The 14548-nt window shown below is 38.1% G+C and carries 17 protein-coding genes; 3 read left to right on the forward strand and 14 right to left on the reverse strand.

Annotated features, from left to right (window positions below; genetic code table 11):
* Positions 1–18: 18 nt before the first annotated feature.
* The 5 genes from pdxH to pyrR all read right to left on the reverse strand — a co-directional run bounded on the left by pdxH (position 19) and on the right by pyrR (position 3828).
* Complete coding sequence (gene pdxH, locus DDV96_RS11555; RefSeq protein WP_116694925.1) at positions 19–663, reverse strand: pyridoxamine 5'-phosphate oxidase; 645 nt, start codon at positions 661–663, stop codon at positions 19–21.
* A 318-nt stretch (positions 664–981) separates the two neighbouring features.
* Positions 982–1887, reverse strand: a complete 906-nt coding sequence (locus tag DDV96_RS11560; RefSeq protein WP_116694926.1) for a ribonuclease Z — start codon at positions 1885–1887, stop codon at positions 982–984.
* 44 nt (positions 1888–1931) lie between these two features.
* Positions 1932–2267 (reverse strand): ribonuclease Z, encoded by a 336-nt coding sequence (locus tag DDV96_RS11565; protein WP_116694927.1) that lies wholly within the window; start codon positions 2265–2267, stop codon positions 1932–1934.
* A 1-nt stretch (position 2268) separates the two neighbouring features.
* Positions 2269–3195 (reverse strand): aspartate carbamoyltransferase catalytic subunit, encoded by a 927-nt coding sequence (locus tag DDV96_RS11570; protein WP_116694928.1) that lies wholly within the window; start codon positions 3193–3195, stop codon positions 2269–2271.
* A gap of 93 nt (positions 3196–3288) precedes the next feature.
* The gene (gene pyrR, locus DDV96_RS11575) at positions 3289–3828 is read right to left on the reverse strand and encodes a bifunctional pyr operon transcriptional regulator/uracil phosphoribosyltransferase PyrR (protein WP_116694929.1); all 540 of its coding nucleotides are present in this window, start codon (positions 3826–3828) and stop codon (positions 3289–3291) included.
* A gap of 175 nt (positions 3829–4003) precedes the next feature.
* Here pyrR and DDV96_RS11580 point away from each other — a divergent pair, with 175 nt between their 5' ends.
* A complete protein-coding gene (locus DDV96_RS11580) occupies positions 4004–4435 on the forward strand; it encodes a hypothetical protein (RefSeq protein ID WP_116694930.1) in 432 nt (143 codons plus the stop codon).
* 1 nt (position 4436) lies between these two features.
* On the opposite strand, the gene corA is transcribed toward DDV96_RS11580, so the two are convergent.
* The 9 genes from corA to hisG form a co-directional block, all read right to left on the reverse strand.
* Entirely contained in the window at positions 4437–5525 is a 1089-nt protein-coding gene (gene corA, locus DDV96_RS11585; RefSeq protein ID WP_116694931.1) for a magnesium/cobalt transporter CorA, read from the reverse strand.
* 39 nt (positions 5526–5564) lie between these two features.
* Positions 5565–6164: a bifunctional phosphoribosyl-AMP cyclohydrolase/phosphoribosyl-ATP diphosphatase HisIE gene (gene hisIE / locus DDV96_RS11590; protein WP_116694932.1), complete on the reverse strand. Its 600-nt coding sequence runs from the start codon at positions 6162–6164 to the stop codon at positions 5565–5567.
* 4 nt (positions 6165–6168) lie between these two features.
* On the reverse strand, positions 6169–6924 hold the full coding sequence (gene hisF / locus DDV96_RS11595) for an imidazole glycerol phosphate synthase subunit HisF (protein ID WP_116694933.1): 756 nt from the start codon (positions 6922–6924) through the stop codon (positions 6169–6171).
* Positions 6925–7081: 157 nt separating this feature from the next.
* On the reverse strand, positions 7082–7813 hold the full coding sequence (hisA, locus tag DDV96_RS11600) for a 1-(5-phosphoribosyl)-5-[(5-phosphoribosylamino)methylideneamino]imidazole-4-carboxamide isomerase (protein ID WP_116694934.1): 732 nt from the start codon (positions 7811–7813) through the stop codon (positions 7082–7084).
* A 2-nt stretch (positions 7814–7815) separates the two neighbouring features.
* Positions 7816–8397, reverse strand: coding sequence for an imidazole glycerol phosphate synthase subunit HisH (gene hisH, locus DDV96_RS11605; RefSeq protein ID WP_116694935.1), 582 nt, complete (start codon positions 8395–8397; stop codon positions 7816–7818).
* Positions 8397–9533 (reverse strand): bifunctional histidinol-phosphatase/imidazoleglycerol-phosphate dehydratase HisB, encoded by a 1137-nt coding sequence (gene hisB, locus DDV96_RS11610; RefSeq protein ID WP_116694936.1) that lies wholly within the window; start codon positions 9531–9533, stop codon positions 8397–8399. Before hisB ends, hisH begins: the two co-directional genes overlap by 1 nt.
* Positions 9533–10582: a histidinol-phosphate transaminase gene (gene hisC / locus DDV96_RS11615; RefSeq protein WP_116694937.1), complete on the reverse strand. Its 1050-nt coding sequence runs from the start codon at positions 10580–10582 to the stop codon at positions 9533–9535. Before hisC ends, hisB begins: the two co-directional genes overlap by 1 nt.
* 4 nt (positions 10583–10586) lie before the next feature.
* Entirely contained in the window at positions 10587–11870 is a 1284-nt protein-coding gene (gene hisD / locus DDV96_RS11620) for a histidinol dehydrogenase (RefSeq protein WP_116694938.1), read from the reverse strand.
* Entirely contained in the window at positions 11870–12727 is an 858-nt protein-coding gene (hisG, locus tag DDV96_RS11625; RefSeq protein ID WP_116694939.1) for an ATP phosphoribosyltransferase, read from the reverse strand. The genes hisD and hisG overlap by 1 nt, the downstream gene beginning before the upstream one ends.
* Before the next feature lie 299 nt (positions 12728–13026).
* Between hisG and DDV96_RS11630 the strand changes: the two genes are divergently transcribed.
* The gene (locus DDV96_RS11630) at positions 13027–13983 is read left to right on the forward strand and encodes an OmpA family protein (RefSeq protein WP_116694940.1); all 957 of its coding nucleotides are present in this window, start codon (positions 13027–13029) and stop codon (positions 13981–13983) included.
* Positions 13976–14539: a hypothetical protein gene (locus DDV96_RS11635; RefSeq protein ID WP_116694941.1), complete on the forward strand. Its 564-nt coding sequence runs from the start codon at positions 13976–13978 to the stop codon at positions 14537–14539. Before DDV96_RS11630 ends, DDV96_RS11635 begins: the two co-directional genes overlap by 8 nt.
* The last annotated feature ends 9 nt before the right edge of the window (positions 14540–14548 follow it).

Below are 14548 nucleotides of genomic sequence, written 5' to 3' on the forward strand. Positions count from 1 at the left end.
TGTTTTAACAGTTCCACATTAAGGTTGCAGGCGTTTTATCTTCCAGTCAACGCCTAGTAAACTATATTGAATACGGTCGTGAAGCCGGTTGGGCCTTCCTTGCCAAAATTCTATTTCTACAGGTTTTACTAAGTAACCACCCCAGCTTTTGGGTTTTGGTACTTCTTTGCCTTTGTATTTTTTTTCCAGTTCTTCCAACTTTTTTTCCAAGGCTTCCCTGTTTTTTATTTCGCTGCTCTGGTGAGAAACCAAGGCTCCCAACTGGCTGCCATAGGGCCTGGAATGAAAATAATTGGTTGAATCTTCTTCCGAAGTTTTCTCTGCCATACCTTTAATAATCACCTGCCGTTCCATATTGGGCCAGAAAAAAGACAGGCAAACCTTATTGTGGTGTGCAATCGACATTCCCTTTTCGCTGTTGTAATTGGTGTAGAAGTAGAAGCCGTTTTCGTCATATTTCTTAAGCAACACCACTCGGCCTCTTGGGAAACCGTCTTCGCCAAACGTTGAAACGGTCATCGCATTGACTTCGTCGACCCCACCAAATTCTTTAACTTCAAAAAACCATTTTTGAAATTGCTGTATCGGGTTTTCATCAATGTTTTTTTTGATCAGTTCGTCTTTTTCGTACGATTTTCGGTATTCGTGCAAGTTAGTGCCCATAAGTACGTCTTTACTGCAAGTTACGGGTTTTGCATTTGGTTTTAAAATAGAAAGTTTTAAATGTGTATTAAATTTTAGTCGTGCTGACTAAGACGTTAGGTCGCTGTGCTATTGGACATAAGTTATAAGACAAATCTATACTAAAATATAAATCAGTTTTTTTAGCATGTAATAAGTAGCTCAAATTATTACTTCAAGCAAACTTTGAAAAGCTGAGAATGAAAGTCTAAAATGGTATCGAAAACTGAAATATAGATTGTTTCTGGATGTTTTAACTAGTTTACAGGAAACAAATTATTAAGTCTGTTGACAAAACATTTAAATTTCAAATTCTTTTCCATCTTCGGCCAATTCCACCTTGAAGAAAATTTCTTCGGCCTCTTTTTTAAATAAGGACCGATCGCCGTAACGGCCAGAGTAATGCCCTAAAATCAAGGTGCCAACCGCTGCCCTTTTAGCAATTACTGCTGCTTCTTTGGCCGTGCTGTGCTTCGTTTTTTCGCATAGATGCTGGTGCGATTCCAAGAAAGTAGATTCGTGGTATAAAGCTGTTGCGTGTTGTATCTGCGGAACCATTTCTGGATAAAAAGCGGTATCGCTGCAATACGCATACGATTTTGATGGGTCTGGCTCTAAAGTCACCGTTTTGTTTGCAATTAATTCACCTTTTTCGTTTTTTACATCATAACCTTGCTTCAGTTTCTGAAAGTAGGTATGATGGATATTGGCTTTCTGGGCGGCTTCAAAATCCAGCTTTCGTTCTTTGGTTTTTTCCTGAAACAGAAAACCATTGGTATAAACCCGGTGTTTCAGCGGGATGGTGGTTACTGTTACTTTTTCGTCCTCAAAAAGCAAGGTAGGGACATTGCTGTCCAATTCGTGAAAAAACAGGGAATAATTGGTCCAGGATTTACTTAATTTCAGTTGAAGAAGAATGATTTCCTTAATGCCTTTCGGGCCGTAAATGTGCAGGTCTGCCTCCCTGCCCAATAGCAAAAAGGTGGAAATCAAACCTATTAAACCATAAAAATGGTCGCCGTGCAAATGCGATATAAAAATATGCTTAACACGCGAAAACTTCACCTTGTACCTTCGAAGTTGCACTTGGGTGCCTTCTCCGCAATCTATCAAAAATAAATGTCCTTGAACTTCCAACACCTGTGCGGTAGGATTTGCATTTATATGTGGTGTTGCAGAATGGCAACCAAGGATAGTCAATTTCATAAAGTAGAATTTATTAGGTTTCTTTTCAGAAGAAAGAAATAAATCTAGAAACCCAAATCACGTTCAATCTCCTCCATTTCAACGATGTCTTCAGCTTCTTGGAGCGTAGGCACCACAATCATTTCCATTGGGATGACATCTGGATTTATGGCATTATTGACCAAAACAAATGATTGTTTGGTCTTACGGTGCAGGTTTGATACTTTTAAAAACTGAAGCAGTTCTTCCAGTTGTAACTTATCGTATTTCAATAGATCGACGACTACGTTCTGGCCTTTAAATTTCTTTGGGATTTGATATTCCAAAAAAGAAGCAAAGTCTGCGATATCATCTTGCTCGTCAGCCAATACCACATAGTTGTCGTGATTTTTTATATTCATATTATTGAATTTTTGAAGCCAATAAGTACAGTACCGCCATACGCACTGCGACTCCGTTTTGTACTTGGTTTAAAATAATGGCCTGCTTGCTGTCGGCCACATCACTGGTAATTTCTACTCCACGGTTTATGGGGCCAGGATGCATCACCACAATATCTTTGTTCAATGAGTCCAATAATTTTTTATTGACCCCAAATTGCTGTGTGTATTCCCTGGTTGAAGGGAAATAACTAATGTCCATCCGTTCGTTTTGAACCCGTAGCATATTGGCGACATCGCACCATTGCAACGCGTTTCGAAGGTTGGTTTCCACTTCAACACCCAAATGTTCAATATATTTGGGAATAAGCGTTTTAGGACCGCATACTTTAACCGTTGCTCCAAGTTTTTGAAGTGCGAAAATATTGCTCAGCGCTACCCTGGAATGTAATATATCACCAACAATAACTACTTTTTTCCCTGCTACATCACCTAATTTTTCCCTAATGGAATAACAATCCAACAACGCTTGTGTTGGATGTTCGTGAGCGCCATCACCGGCATTCACGATACTTGCTTTAATGTTTTTTGAAAGAAAAATGCCCGCTCCCGGGTTTGGGTGCCGCATCACCACCATATCTACTTTCATAGAAAGAATATTGTTTACGGTGTCGATCAAGGTTTCCCCCTTTTTTACCGAAGAAGATGCTGCAGAAAAGTTGATGACGTCTGCAGAGAGCCTTTTCTCTGCCAGTTCAAAAGAAAGACGGGTTCTGGTGCTGTTTTCAAAAAAAAGGTTTGCAATGGTAATATCGCGAAGGGAGGGTACTTTTTTAATGGGCCGGTTGATTACTTCTTTAAAATGATCGGCCGTTTCAAAGATAAGGTTAATGTCATCTTCGGTGATGTATTTTATTCCCAATAAGTGGTTTACACTTAGTTCGCTCATTATGTTTAGTGTTTCTTATATTTTACCCTTCGGCTACGCTCAGGGCACCAACCATCAGTTCATGTATGGTTGCTGAGCGGTGCCGAAGTAACTTTAATTACTTACTAAATATACCATGTCTTCCCCTTCGTTTTCTTTCCAGCATACTTTTACTTTTTCGTTGTTTATGGCATCTACTTGCCTTCCCCTGTAATCTGGTTGAATGGGCAAATGCCGGCTAAACCGCCTATCTATTAACGTCAAAAGTTCTATTTCTAAAGGTCTGCCAAACGATTGTACGGCGGTCAAGGCCGAACGGATGCTCCTGCCCGTGTACAGTACATCGTCTATAAAGACCACTTTTTTATCTTCAACTACAAAATCAATGTTGGTTTTGTTAGCCTCCAAGGATTTTCCGCTTCGCCTGAAATCATCTCGGTAAAAGGTAATATCTAAATAGCCCAGTTGGATGTTCTTTATTTTATAGTCTTCTTCCAAAACTGTTTTTAACCGTTCGGCCAAGAACACACCACGCGGTTGTATTCCTATTAAAACGGTATCGGTAAAGGTGTCGTGATTTTCAATTAATTGGCAAGCCAAGCGATGAAGCGCAATATTGATTTCGGTTGCGTTTAGTAACACTTTTTGGCTCATAAGGTAGTCAAGCTAAGATTCAAAATACAAAAGTACTATTTTTTTGATGAAATGATAGGCTTCTGTATTTTTCGGTTTTGATGGATTTCTTTTTAAAATTTCAGAAGAATAATTCAACATTTCAAACTAAAAAGTATTTTGTACTTTTAGAGGAACCAACCAAAAAACGAAAATTATGACCACTACAACCAAACCCAACACTGCTTTTTGGATCATTGCAGTTATAGCACTCATCTGGAACCTGATGGGTACCTTTAACTTTTTAGCATCCAACTTTATGGAAGACATGCTAAGTGAAGCCTATTCTGAAGAAGAACTCATGCTTTTGGAATCGTTACCCTCGTGGTATGCCATTGTATTTGGCGTAGCGGTATTTTCTGGACTGTTAGGCTGCTTTCTTTTATTGTTGCGTAAAAAAGCGGCTATCGGTTTATTCTTTATATCGTTGCTTGCCGTGCTTTTACAAATGGGCTATTGGATTTTCGCCACTGATGTTATGGATGTCATGGGTCCCCAAGCGATTATTATGCCCCTGGTCGTGATTGCCATTTGCATTTTCCTGTATTTTTATAGCAAAGGCGCCAAGCAACGTGGTTGGCTTAATTAAATTATAACCACTTTTTACGTTTAAAATACCAAAGTAGGCCAAAAAAGACCAGAATCATTGCGGCCCAAAGGTAGTAATATCCATACCGTAGGTGAAGCTCGGGCATGTGCTCGAAGTTCATGCCGTAAATACCGGCCATAAAGGTTAGCGGAATGAAAATGGACGCCATAATGGTCAATACCTTCATGACTTCGTTCATTTTATTGCTTATGGTGGTCATGTACATATCCATCAAGCCCCAGATCATTTCGCGGTAAATATCTACGCTTTCTGAAACTTGAATGATGTTATCGTATAGGTCGCGAATGTAATTTTTGGTGCGGTTTTCTATTAAAGCTGTGTCTATTTTTTCAATCCGGTTGATTATTTCCCGTAACGGTACCACGGCACGGCGAATGCGCAGTATTTCTTTTTTCAGGGTTTGAATGTCATGGGTGATGTCCTCCTCCACTTTATCCTGAAACAATTGATCTTCTATAAACTCAATTTTAGCACTTAGGGTTTCGATTACGCTGAAATAATTGTCCACAATGGCATCGAGAATTGCGAACATAAGGTAATCTGCCCCTTTTTGCCGTACGCGCCCTTTTGAGTTTTCAATCCGGTCCCTCAGGCCATCGAACACATCGCCATCGGCCTCTTGAAAGGTGGTTACATAATTGTGGCCCACGACCATGCTCACGTGTTCGTTGATGAAGTCACCATCATCGGTATAATGGAGCATTTTAAAAACAATAAATAAGTAATCTTCATATTCGTCCATTTTCGGACGTTGGTTGGTAGTTACAATATCTTCCTGAATCAACGGGTGCAAATTGTAATAATCGCCCAAACGCTCTATTTCTTTGGTATTGTTAAGGCCATTGACATTGATCCATGTAACGTGTTCTGAACTTTCAAAAGCAAACGCGTCTTCAATGTTTTCAGAATCCAACCGTTTATAATGATCTTTTGAATAATCAATGATTTCCAACTTGGTAACCGCTGCTTCCTTTTTACCCGTATACGTAACCTGTCCCGGTACTTCATTTCGGTTTTTAGACGGTTTTACTTTTGGAAGTTTTATACGGCGTTTTTTTCTTGCGGTCATATAGTGCGTTTTGAATATATTTAAAAGTAATAATAAATACTAATTATGCCTATTCCGCAGCACTTTTTCAACATCTGAAAGTTCAAATCCCTTTGCCTGCAACAAAATCAGGTAATGAAACAATAAGTCGGCGCTTTCATTTAAAAACAAATCATCGTTGGTATCTTTTGCCTCAATAACAACTTCTACCGCCTCCTCTCCTACTTTTTGGGCTATCTTATTCATTCCATCTCTAAAAAGTGAGGAAACATACGATTTTTCATTTTCTAAATCATTTTTCCGATCTTCAATCACCTCTTCGAGCTTTGAAAGAAACCCGAAATTTGAAATATTTTCCTCTTTCCAACACGTATCGGAACCTTTGTGACACGTTGGTCCTTGGGGGGTTGCTTGAATTAGCAATGCATCGTTATCACAATCTACTTTTATCGAAATCAGTTTTAAAAAATTACCGCTCTCCTCTCCTTTTGTCCACAATCGGTTTTTACTTCGGCTAAAGAAGGTAACTTTCTTGGTTTGGTTGGTTTTCAGGAACGCTTCTTCGTTCATGTAACCTAACATCAATACATTTTTTGTGATGGAATCTTGTATAATTGCCGGAACTAAACCGTTTTCGTATTTTGTATAATCTATTTGCATACTCTTATATTCTAACAGGGATTCCCTGTGTTTGTAATTCTTTTTTTAATGCTGAAACTTCTATTTCCTTGAAATGGAACACGCTCGCGGCCAAAGCAGCATCAGCTTTTCCTATTTTAAAAGCATCAATAAAATGGTGTATGGCACCTGCTCCACCTGAAGCGATAATTGGAATATTTAGGGTTTCTGAAAGCTTTTTCAATGCTTCATTTGCAAAACCGTCTTTTGTGCCATCGTTATCCATTGAAGTAAACAAAATTTCTCCAGCTCCTCTTTTTTCGACTTCTTGAGCCCAATCAAATAAGTTAAGTGTTGTTGGTTCTTTTCCGCCCACCAAATGTACAATCCATTCACCCTCGATTTGCTTTGCGTCGATTGCAACCACAATACATTGTGAACCGAATTTAGCAGCTAAATCGTTTATTAACTGCGGATTTTTAACTGCGGAAGAATTTATGGAGACTTTATCGGCACCGTTTTTCAACAACACTTCAACGTCTTCCACACTCGAAATGCCGCCGCCAACGGTGAAAGGAATATTTATGGCTTCGGCAACTTGTAAAACCATGTTGGCGAGTGTTTTACGGCGTTCTTCGGTAGCTGAAATGTCCAAAAATACCAACTCATCGGCTCCAGTTTCAGAATATATTTTAGCCAATTCCACCGGATCTCCCGCATCGCGTAGGTTTACAAAATTGACACCTTTGACGGTGCGACTGTTTTTTATATCCAAACAAGGGATTATTCGTTTAGTCAACATAATTAAAAGTACGAGTTACGAACGACGAGCGACGAGATATGAGTGACACGGTTCGAATTAATAATTTCTTTTTATAAATCATAGTCTTATTCTTACAATTTTTATGGACGCTACGATTATTGTTAACAATAAAATCATAGTTTTCTTTACTCAAAGTTCAGGACTTTTCGCTCAAAATATATTTTTCAAGTTGTTTTAAAGATATTCTGTTTTCATAAATAGCTTTTCCTAAAATAGTTCCTTCACAACCTATTTCAGAAAGCTTAGGAAGATCATCGAAGGTAGCAACACCACCTGAAGCAATTAGTTTTAAATTCTCGGTTTCAGCTAAAATTTGTTTGTACAGTTCAAACGAAGGACCTTCTAACATCCCATCTTTACTAATGTCTGTACAAATTACATAGGTTGCTCCTTCAGTTTGATATTTTTGAATAAACGGAATGACAAACTCATCACTTTCTTCTAACCAGCCACTTACAGCAACTTTTTCATCTTTTGCATCAGCACCTAAAATAATTTTGTCGCTACCATATTTTTGTAACCAGTTTTTAAAAACAGCTGGGTCTTTAACCGCAATACTTCCACCAGTTATTTGATTAGCGCCACTATTAAAGGCTATTTCTAGATCTTTATCACTTTTTAAACCACCTCCAAAATCTATTTGTAGGTTGCTTTTAGAAGCTATTTCTTCTAAAATTTTATGGTTAACAATATGTCTACTTTTTGCCCCATCTAAATCTACTAAATGTAGATATTTAATTCCATGATCCTCAAGTTGTTTAGCAACCTCTAGCGGGTTCTCGTTGTATATTTTTTTTGTGTTGTAATCCCCTTTTGAAAGCCGTACACATTTACCTTCAATAATATCTATAGCAGGTATTATTCTCATAATTAAATCGTTAAAAAGTTCTTTAATGTTTTTTCTCCAGCAACGCTACTTTTTTCTGGGTGAAATTGAACGCCGTAGAAGTTGTCTTTTTGCAATGCAGAAGAATAACCCCCGTCATAGTCAGTCATTGCAATGGTTTCATCGCAAATTGGGGCATAGTAGCTATGCACCAAATACATAAACTCATTTTCTGAAATACCTTTAAATAAATCAGACTGTAAGTTTGAAATGGTATTCCAGCCCATTTGCGGGACTTTTAAGGTGTTTGAAAACCGTTTTACGTCAACATTAAAAATACCTAAACCCTTCGTATTCCCTTCTTCCGAAGTAGTACAAAGCAATTGCATTCCCAAACAAATACCTAAAACGGGTTGTTTTAAGGTCGGTATGAGCTTGTCTAAGCCTGTTTCTTTTAGCATTTTCATCGCACTGTCTGCGTGGCCTACACCAGGGAAAATCACTTTATCGGCAGTTTTAATTTCTTCTTCATTACTACTCAAAGCAGCATTAAACCCTAACCTTTCAATAGCAAACTGTAGACTTTTAATATTTCCGGCACCATAATCTATAATAACTATATTCATTACAATACGCCTTTTGTAGATGGTAAAATCATCTTGTCTGTATCTCGCTTTACTGCAATTTTTATTGCTTTAGCAAAAGCCTTAAAAATCGACTCTATTTTATGGTGTTCATTGGTTCCTTCTGCTTTAATATTAAGGTTAGCCTTAGCTCCGTCTGTAAAACTTTTAAAGAAATGGTAGAACATTTCGGTAGGCATTTTACCGATCATTTCCCGTTTGAAATCGGCTTCCCAGACTAACCAGTTTCGTCCGCCGAAATCAATGGCAACCTGCGCTAAGCAATCGTCCATGGGCAAACAAAATCCGTAGCGCTCTATTCCAAGCTTGTTGCCCAGTGCTTTTGAAAACACTTCGCCTAAAGCAATAGCTGTGTCTTCTATGGTGTGGTGTTCGTCTACTTCTAAATCACCCGTAACATGTACCGTAAGATCCATTTGACCGTGCCGCGCTATTTGATCCAACATATGGTCAAAAAACGCAATCCCGGTGTCAATGGTACTTTTTCCTGTGCCGTCAAGATTTAACTGTATGGAAATATCTGTTTCATTTGTTTTTCTTTTGATTTCGGCAGTTCTTGCATCTAACTTTAAAAACTCATAAATAGCTTTCCAGTCATTGGTTTCTAATGCGATGACCGAGTTTAAATCTTCTTTTTTAACGCTTATTTCGTTTGTTCCCAATTGAGTGTCATCATTGATGAAAATAGCTTTTGCACCTAAGTTTTTAGCCAATTCCACGTCGGTTAATCGATCACCGATTACAAAGGAGTTTTTCAAATCGTATTCCCCTGAAAAATACTGCTGTAACAATGCTGTACCTGGTTTTCGCGTAGGTGCGTTTTCATGAGGAAAAGTTCTATCTATAAAAACCTCATTAAAAACCACGCCTTCATTTTCAAAAGCTTTGAGTATAAAATCTTGAACAGGCCAGAATGTTTCTTCTGGAAATGAGTCAGTGCCCAAACCATCTTGATTGGTAATCATAACGAGCTCAAAATCCAATTCCTTAGCTATTTTAGCCAAATACGTGAAAACCTTTGGGTAAAAGACCATCTTCTCAAAGGCATCAATTTGTTCATCAACGGTTTCTTTAATTAAGGTTCCGTCCCTATCTATAAATAATACGTTCTTTTTCATTATTGAAGTTGTTTTAGTGAAGCGATTAATCGTGCATTTTCTTCGGGTGTTCCTACTGTAAAACGTAACATATTTTCACAAAGCGGTTGACTGCTGCGATTGCGAACTACAAATCCTTTTTCCAGTAATTGATTATATCTTTTTGTAGCATCATCTACTCGACACAAAATAAAATTAGCTTCTGAAGGTATTATTTTATTGATAAAATTTACTTCAAGTAAAGCTTTATATAACTTATTCTTTTCTATTATTAATGAGTCTATTTCATTGTTTGTAGTTGATATTTTCTGTAGTCGATGTATAGCTTTCTCCTGTGTTAAAGAGTTGATGTTGTAAGGTGGTTTTATTTTATTTAATACAGCAATAATTTCTTCGGAAGCAAAACAAATGCCCAGTCTTATTCCTGCCATTCCATAAGCTTTTGAAAGGGTTTGGGTAACGACCAAATTAGGAAACCGCGCTAATTTTTTTGACCAACTTTCTTTTTCTGAAAAATCGATATACGCCTCATCGATTACCACCAAACCTTTAAAACTGCTTAATAGTTGTTTAATTTTAGCTTCAGAAAAAGCCGTCCCTGTCGGATTATTGGGTGAACAGAGAAAAATTATTTTGGTTTGTGCATCAACTGTCTCTAAAATGGCTGGAATATTGGGTTGAAATGCTTCAGTCAACAACACTTCCCTGTTTTCAATATTATTAATTCCAGCGAGTACTTTGTACATTCCGTAGGTTGGCGGAAGCGTTATTATATTGTCTTTTGCGGGTTCACAGAAGGCTCTAAAAAGCAAATCCAATACTTCATCGCTACCATTACCCAACAGCATGTTTTTTTCTGAAATGCCTTTAATTGTCCCTATCTCTTTCTTTAAACGCCGTTGTTGCGGGTCGGGGTAGCGATTTACACCATTTTCAAAGGGATTTTCGTTCGCGTCCAAAAAAACCATCGAAGCGCCTGTTTCTGTGAATTCATCACGGGCAGAACTGTACGGCTCTAAGGCTGCAACATTGGGACGTACCAATGTTTTTAAGTTGAATGTATTTTTCATCGTATTATTGTAAACTTTTTAAACGGATTGATACTGCGTTTTTATGAGCCTGCAACCCTTCTGCATCTGCCATCGTTTCAATTGCAGGGCCAATGTTTTGAATGCCTTTTTCTGAAATTTTCTGAAACGTCATACTCTTTAAAAAACTACCCAAGTTAACACCGCTATATTGTTTTGCGTAGCCGTTGGTAGGCAAAGTGTGATTGGTCCCCGAAGCGTAGTCCCCAGCACTTTCAGGAGTGTAATTTCCTATAAAAACAGAACCTGCATTTTGAATGTTCTCAACGAAATAATCTTCATGTTCTGAAATAACAATGAAGTGTTCTGGACCATACGCATTGATCATTTCTAAGGCTTCTTCCTCTGTATGTACCAAAATAAGCTTAGAGTTTGCAATAGCCTGTATTGCAATATCTTTTCTTGGCAATTTATCTAATTGGGCTTCGATTTCCTTTTCGATTTCATTAATTATTTTTTCAGAAATTGACACTAAAATCACCTGGCTGTCAGGACCGTGTTCCGCTTGGCTCAATAAATCTGAAGCTACAAATGAAGGCATTGCAGTATCATCTGCATACACCAATAATTCCGAGGGTCCTGCGGGCATATCGATCGCTACATTATACTTGGTCGCCAATTGTTTGGCAACGGTAACGTACTGATTTCCTGGGCCAAAAATTTTATACACCGAAGAAACACTTTCAGTACCAAACGTCATCGCAGCGATAGCTTGAATACCGCCTATTTTGTAGATTTTGGTTACGCCGCATAAATTTGCTGTATAAAGAATTGCCGGATTTATTTTCCCTTCCTTATCGGGCGGCGTACAAAGCACAATTTCTTTACAACCGGCTATATTTGCTGGTACAGCAAGCATTAGGATAGTAGAAAATAGTGGTGCCGAGCCTCCAGGAATATACAATCCCACTTTTTGAATAGGTCGTTTTTCTTGCCAACACATCACTCCGTTAGTCGTTTCTACTGAAACTCTTTTTGTTTTTTGCGCTGTGTGAAATGTTGTGATATTTGATTTTGCTAATTCAATTGCTTCTTTTAATTCAGGAGAAACAGATTTTACCGCTTGACTGATTTCTTCTTCTGAAACCAATGCGTTCTCTGGCGTTGTGCCATCAAAGAGTTGAGTATATCGAGATACCGCCTGATCTCCCTTTAGTTTAACTTCAGTAAAAATTTCGTTTACAACCGTTTCAATAGCTGCAACGGTTTGCGTGGGCCTTTTAAGCAGCTCGTTCCAAGATGCTTTATCTGGGTTAAATACTTTTTTCATTATGCGATCATTTTTTCAATTGGACATACTAAAATTCCTTCAGCGCCTACAGCTTTTAATTCTTCTATAACATCCCAAAATTCTTCTTGATTCACTACTGAATGCATACTGCTCCACCCCTCTTTTGCCAATGGTAAAATGGTTGGACTTTTCATACCTGGCAACAACTTTGAGATGGCGTCAATCTTATCGTTTGGCGTGTTTAATAACACATAGCGATTATCCCTTCCTTTTAATACCGATTGAAGTCTGAAGGATAATTTATTCAGTATTGCTCTTTCTTCACCGCTTATTTTTGGTGAAACAGCCAATACGGCCTCGCTTTTAAGAATGACTTCCACTTCTTTTAAGTTGTTTTTAAAAAGCGTGCTGCCACTGCTCACAATGTCACAAATACCATCGGCCAGACCGATATTGGGGGCTATTTCAACACTTCCGTTGATAATGTGTAAATCGGCTGTGATTCCTTTATCAGCTAAGAATTTCTTTGTTGTTTCTGGATAAGAAGTCGCAATCCGTTTTCCGTCAAGATTCTTTATACTATTATATTCAAAAAACTTTGAAACAGCCAATGATACCCGGCATTTGGAAAAGCCTAACTTTTCTATTGCTTTAATCTTATTTCCGTCTTCCACTAAAAGGTTCTCGCCTATTATAGCACAATCCACCACGCCATCATTTAAGTATTGAGGGATGTCACCATTACGTAAATAGTAGATTTCCAGTGGAAAATTTTTAGCAGGTGCCTTTAATTGATCTCTGCCATTATCTATGGCAATGCCACAATCTTTTAAAATTTTGAGCGACTCTTGATTAAGTCTACCTGATTTCTGTACAGCAATTTTTAATACTTTCATTTTTTTTAAATTTAGCGCATGAAAAAACCCGTTTGAGGTTGCTCAAACGGGTTTCGATATAGTTTATATAAGTTTACTTACAACATACCAGTATCACCTCGCAAGAGCGTGGATATTAATATGGTGATGATGTAATGCTATCTGTTTCATAAGATGGGTACAAAGCTAAACAAAAATGTTTATATAATTATTAATAAACATATAATTATTGAGTAAAATAAATACAATATTTTGTTAGATTTGTTTTTATAGAAAAACAAGAAATAACTTACGTTCTATAAATCAATTTTTTACACGCTTTGAGGAGTTTTTTAATAGCATTTTTCATTTTCCTTATTTGGGCATTTTTTGGGCTTTGGCTTTATTCATGGCTTCAAAATGACACGGAACCGACGGCCGCTTTAACTGAAAACACCCTTCAAGCCGATACGGTAAACATTCCCGACACCGTGCCCAATAGCCTTAAAAACAATCCTCCAAAAATCGATTCTTCAACGGTGGAAACAACTAATGCAATGACCGTTAAAAATGAAGATGGCGCTATCGTTTTTATGTTTAACGAAGGGATACGTTCGCATAGAAACAGCGCAACTATTGCAGTTCCTGAAAGCAGCATCGATTTTAAGTACAACATAAACACCTATTTAATCGAACACCCAGACAAAGAAGTGCAAATCACTTCCATTTACAGCCCCGAAGAAAACATGGAAACCCCAAATTTAGGAATACAACGGGGAAACAAAATAAAGCAGCTGTTGATGGCAACGGGGGTTTCTTCAGAAAAAATAGTGATAAAACCGGTGATCAAGGATATTTCATTTAATGAAAATGGGGCCTTCAGCAACGGGTTTTCATTTGCTTTCAAACCTTGGGACAAAGACCGTGGAGAGCAAATGACGATCAACCTGCCCGAAACGGTAACGGTATATCCTAAATTTTCAGAAACCGGTATTATCGTGAACAGTGATTTGCGTAAGTTGCTTAAAGACATAAAAACCGCCAAGTCAAATCATCCGGAAATGTCCATTGAAGTAATAGGCCATACCGACAATGTAGGCAACGCCAACGACAATTACCGTATGGGGCTTCAATATGCTAGACAAGTAAGGTGGTTCTTGATTTCAAAAGGAGGTTTTGACAAGTCAACTATAAAAGCAGCCTCCAAAGGAGAAACAGAACCCATAGACACCAACAATAGCAAACGTGGAAGGAACGTTAACAGAAGAATAGAGATCGTTTACAATTACAATGGATAGCATTACTGAATACATAGCGCAATTGCCCGGGTTAGTGGGGATTTTTATTTTAATGCTCAGTTCGTTTCTCATCGGTTACTTTTCCGGCTGGTGGCTGCAAAAAGGAAAAAGCAGAAGCTTTATAAAAAAACTTAAAGGCGAGGTAAACGCTGCCAAGTCACAGCAAAAAGTGAACGATATTGAAACCATTTTTACAGAAATAAAGCCTAAAATCGTTGAAGTGGTAAAACAGACGCAAAAAGAAATCGTAAACCCGGAAGATGTGCTGCAAAAAACCCGGACTAGTTTTGTTACCTATACCAAAGACAAACCAAAACTGGATTTTGAAACCATTGGCGTTGCTCACAGTTTTGAACGGGACGACCTCACAAAAATAGACGGCATTGGCCCTTACATTGAAGAGAAACTCAACGAAACAGGAATTTACACCTATGCTCAAATAAGCAGGCTTACTCCTTCGAACATTCGTGCGCTTACCGAAATTATCGATTTTTTTCCCGGAAGGATTGAACGCGATAACTGGGTTGGCCAGGCAAAATCTTTGATCGCTTACTAAAACACACAC

The organism is Marixanthomonas spongiae, assembly GCF_003095375.1.
GTDB lineage: Bacteria > Bacteroidota > Bacteroidia > Flavobacteriales > Flavobacteriaceae > Marixanthomonas > Marixanthomonas spongiae.

Coding starts and splice junctions, on each gene's coding strand:
- hisF (WP_116694933.1), bottom strand. CDS start 6,924: ATGTTGACTAAACGAATAATCCCTTGTTTGGATATAAAAAACAGTCGC.
- DDV96_RS11570 (WP_116694928.1), bottom strand. CDS start 3,195: ATGAGCGAACTAAGTGTAAACCACTTATTGGGAATAAAATACATCACC.
- hisD (WP_116694938.1), bottom strand. CDS start 11,870: ATGAAAAAAGTATTTAACCCAGATAAAGCATCTTGGAACGAGCTGCTT.
- corA (WP_116694931.1), bottom strand. CDS start 5,525: ATGACCGCAAGAAAAAAACGCCGTATAAAACTTCCAAAAGTAAAACCG.
- pdxH (WP_116694925.1), bottom strand. CDS start 663: ATGGGCACTAACTTGCACGAATACCGAAAATCGTACGAAAAAGACGAA.
- pyrR (WP_116694929.1), bottom strand. CDS start 3,828: ATGAGCCAAAAAGTGTTACTAAACGCAACCGAAATCAATATTGCGCTT.
- DDV96_RS11635 (WP_116694941.1), top strand. CDS start 13,976: ATGGATAGCATTACTGAATACATAGCGCAATTGCCCGGGTTAGTGGGG.
- hisA (WP_116694934.1), bottom strand. CDS start 7,813: ATGAGAATAATACCTGCTATAGATATTATTGAAGGTAAATGTGTACGG.
- hisH (WP_116694935.1), bottom strand. CDS start 8,397: ATGAATATAGTTATTATAGATTATGGTGCCGGAAATATTAAAAGTCTA.
- hisB (WP_116694936.1), bottom strand. CDS start 9,533: ATGAAAAAGAACGTATTATTTATAGATAGGGACGGAACCTTAATTAAA.
- hisC (WP_116694937.1), bottom strand. CDS start 10,582: ATGAAAAATACATTCAACTTAAAAACATTGGTACGTCCCAATGTTGCA.
- hisG (WP_116694939.1), bottom strand. CDS start 12,727: ATGAAAGTATTAAAAATTGCTGTACAGAAATCAGGTAGACTTAATCAA.
- DDV96_RS11560 (WP_116694926.1), bottom strand. CDS start 1,887: ATGAAATTGACTATCCTTGGTTGCCATTCTGCAACACCACATATAAAT.
- DDV96_RS11580 (WP_116694930.1), top strand. CDS start 4,004: ATGACCACTACAACCAAACCCAACACTGCTTTTTGGATCATTGCAGTT.
- DDV96_RS11565 (WP_116694927.1), bottom strand. CDS start 2,267: ATGAATATAAAAAATCACGACAACTATGTGGTATTGGCTGACGAGCAA.
- hisIE (WP_116694932.1), bottom strand. CDS start 6,164: ATGCAAATAGATTATACAAAATACGAAAACGGTTTAGTTCCGGCAATT.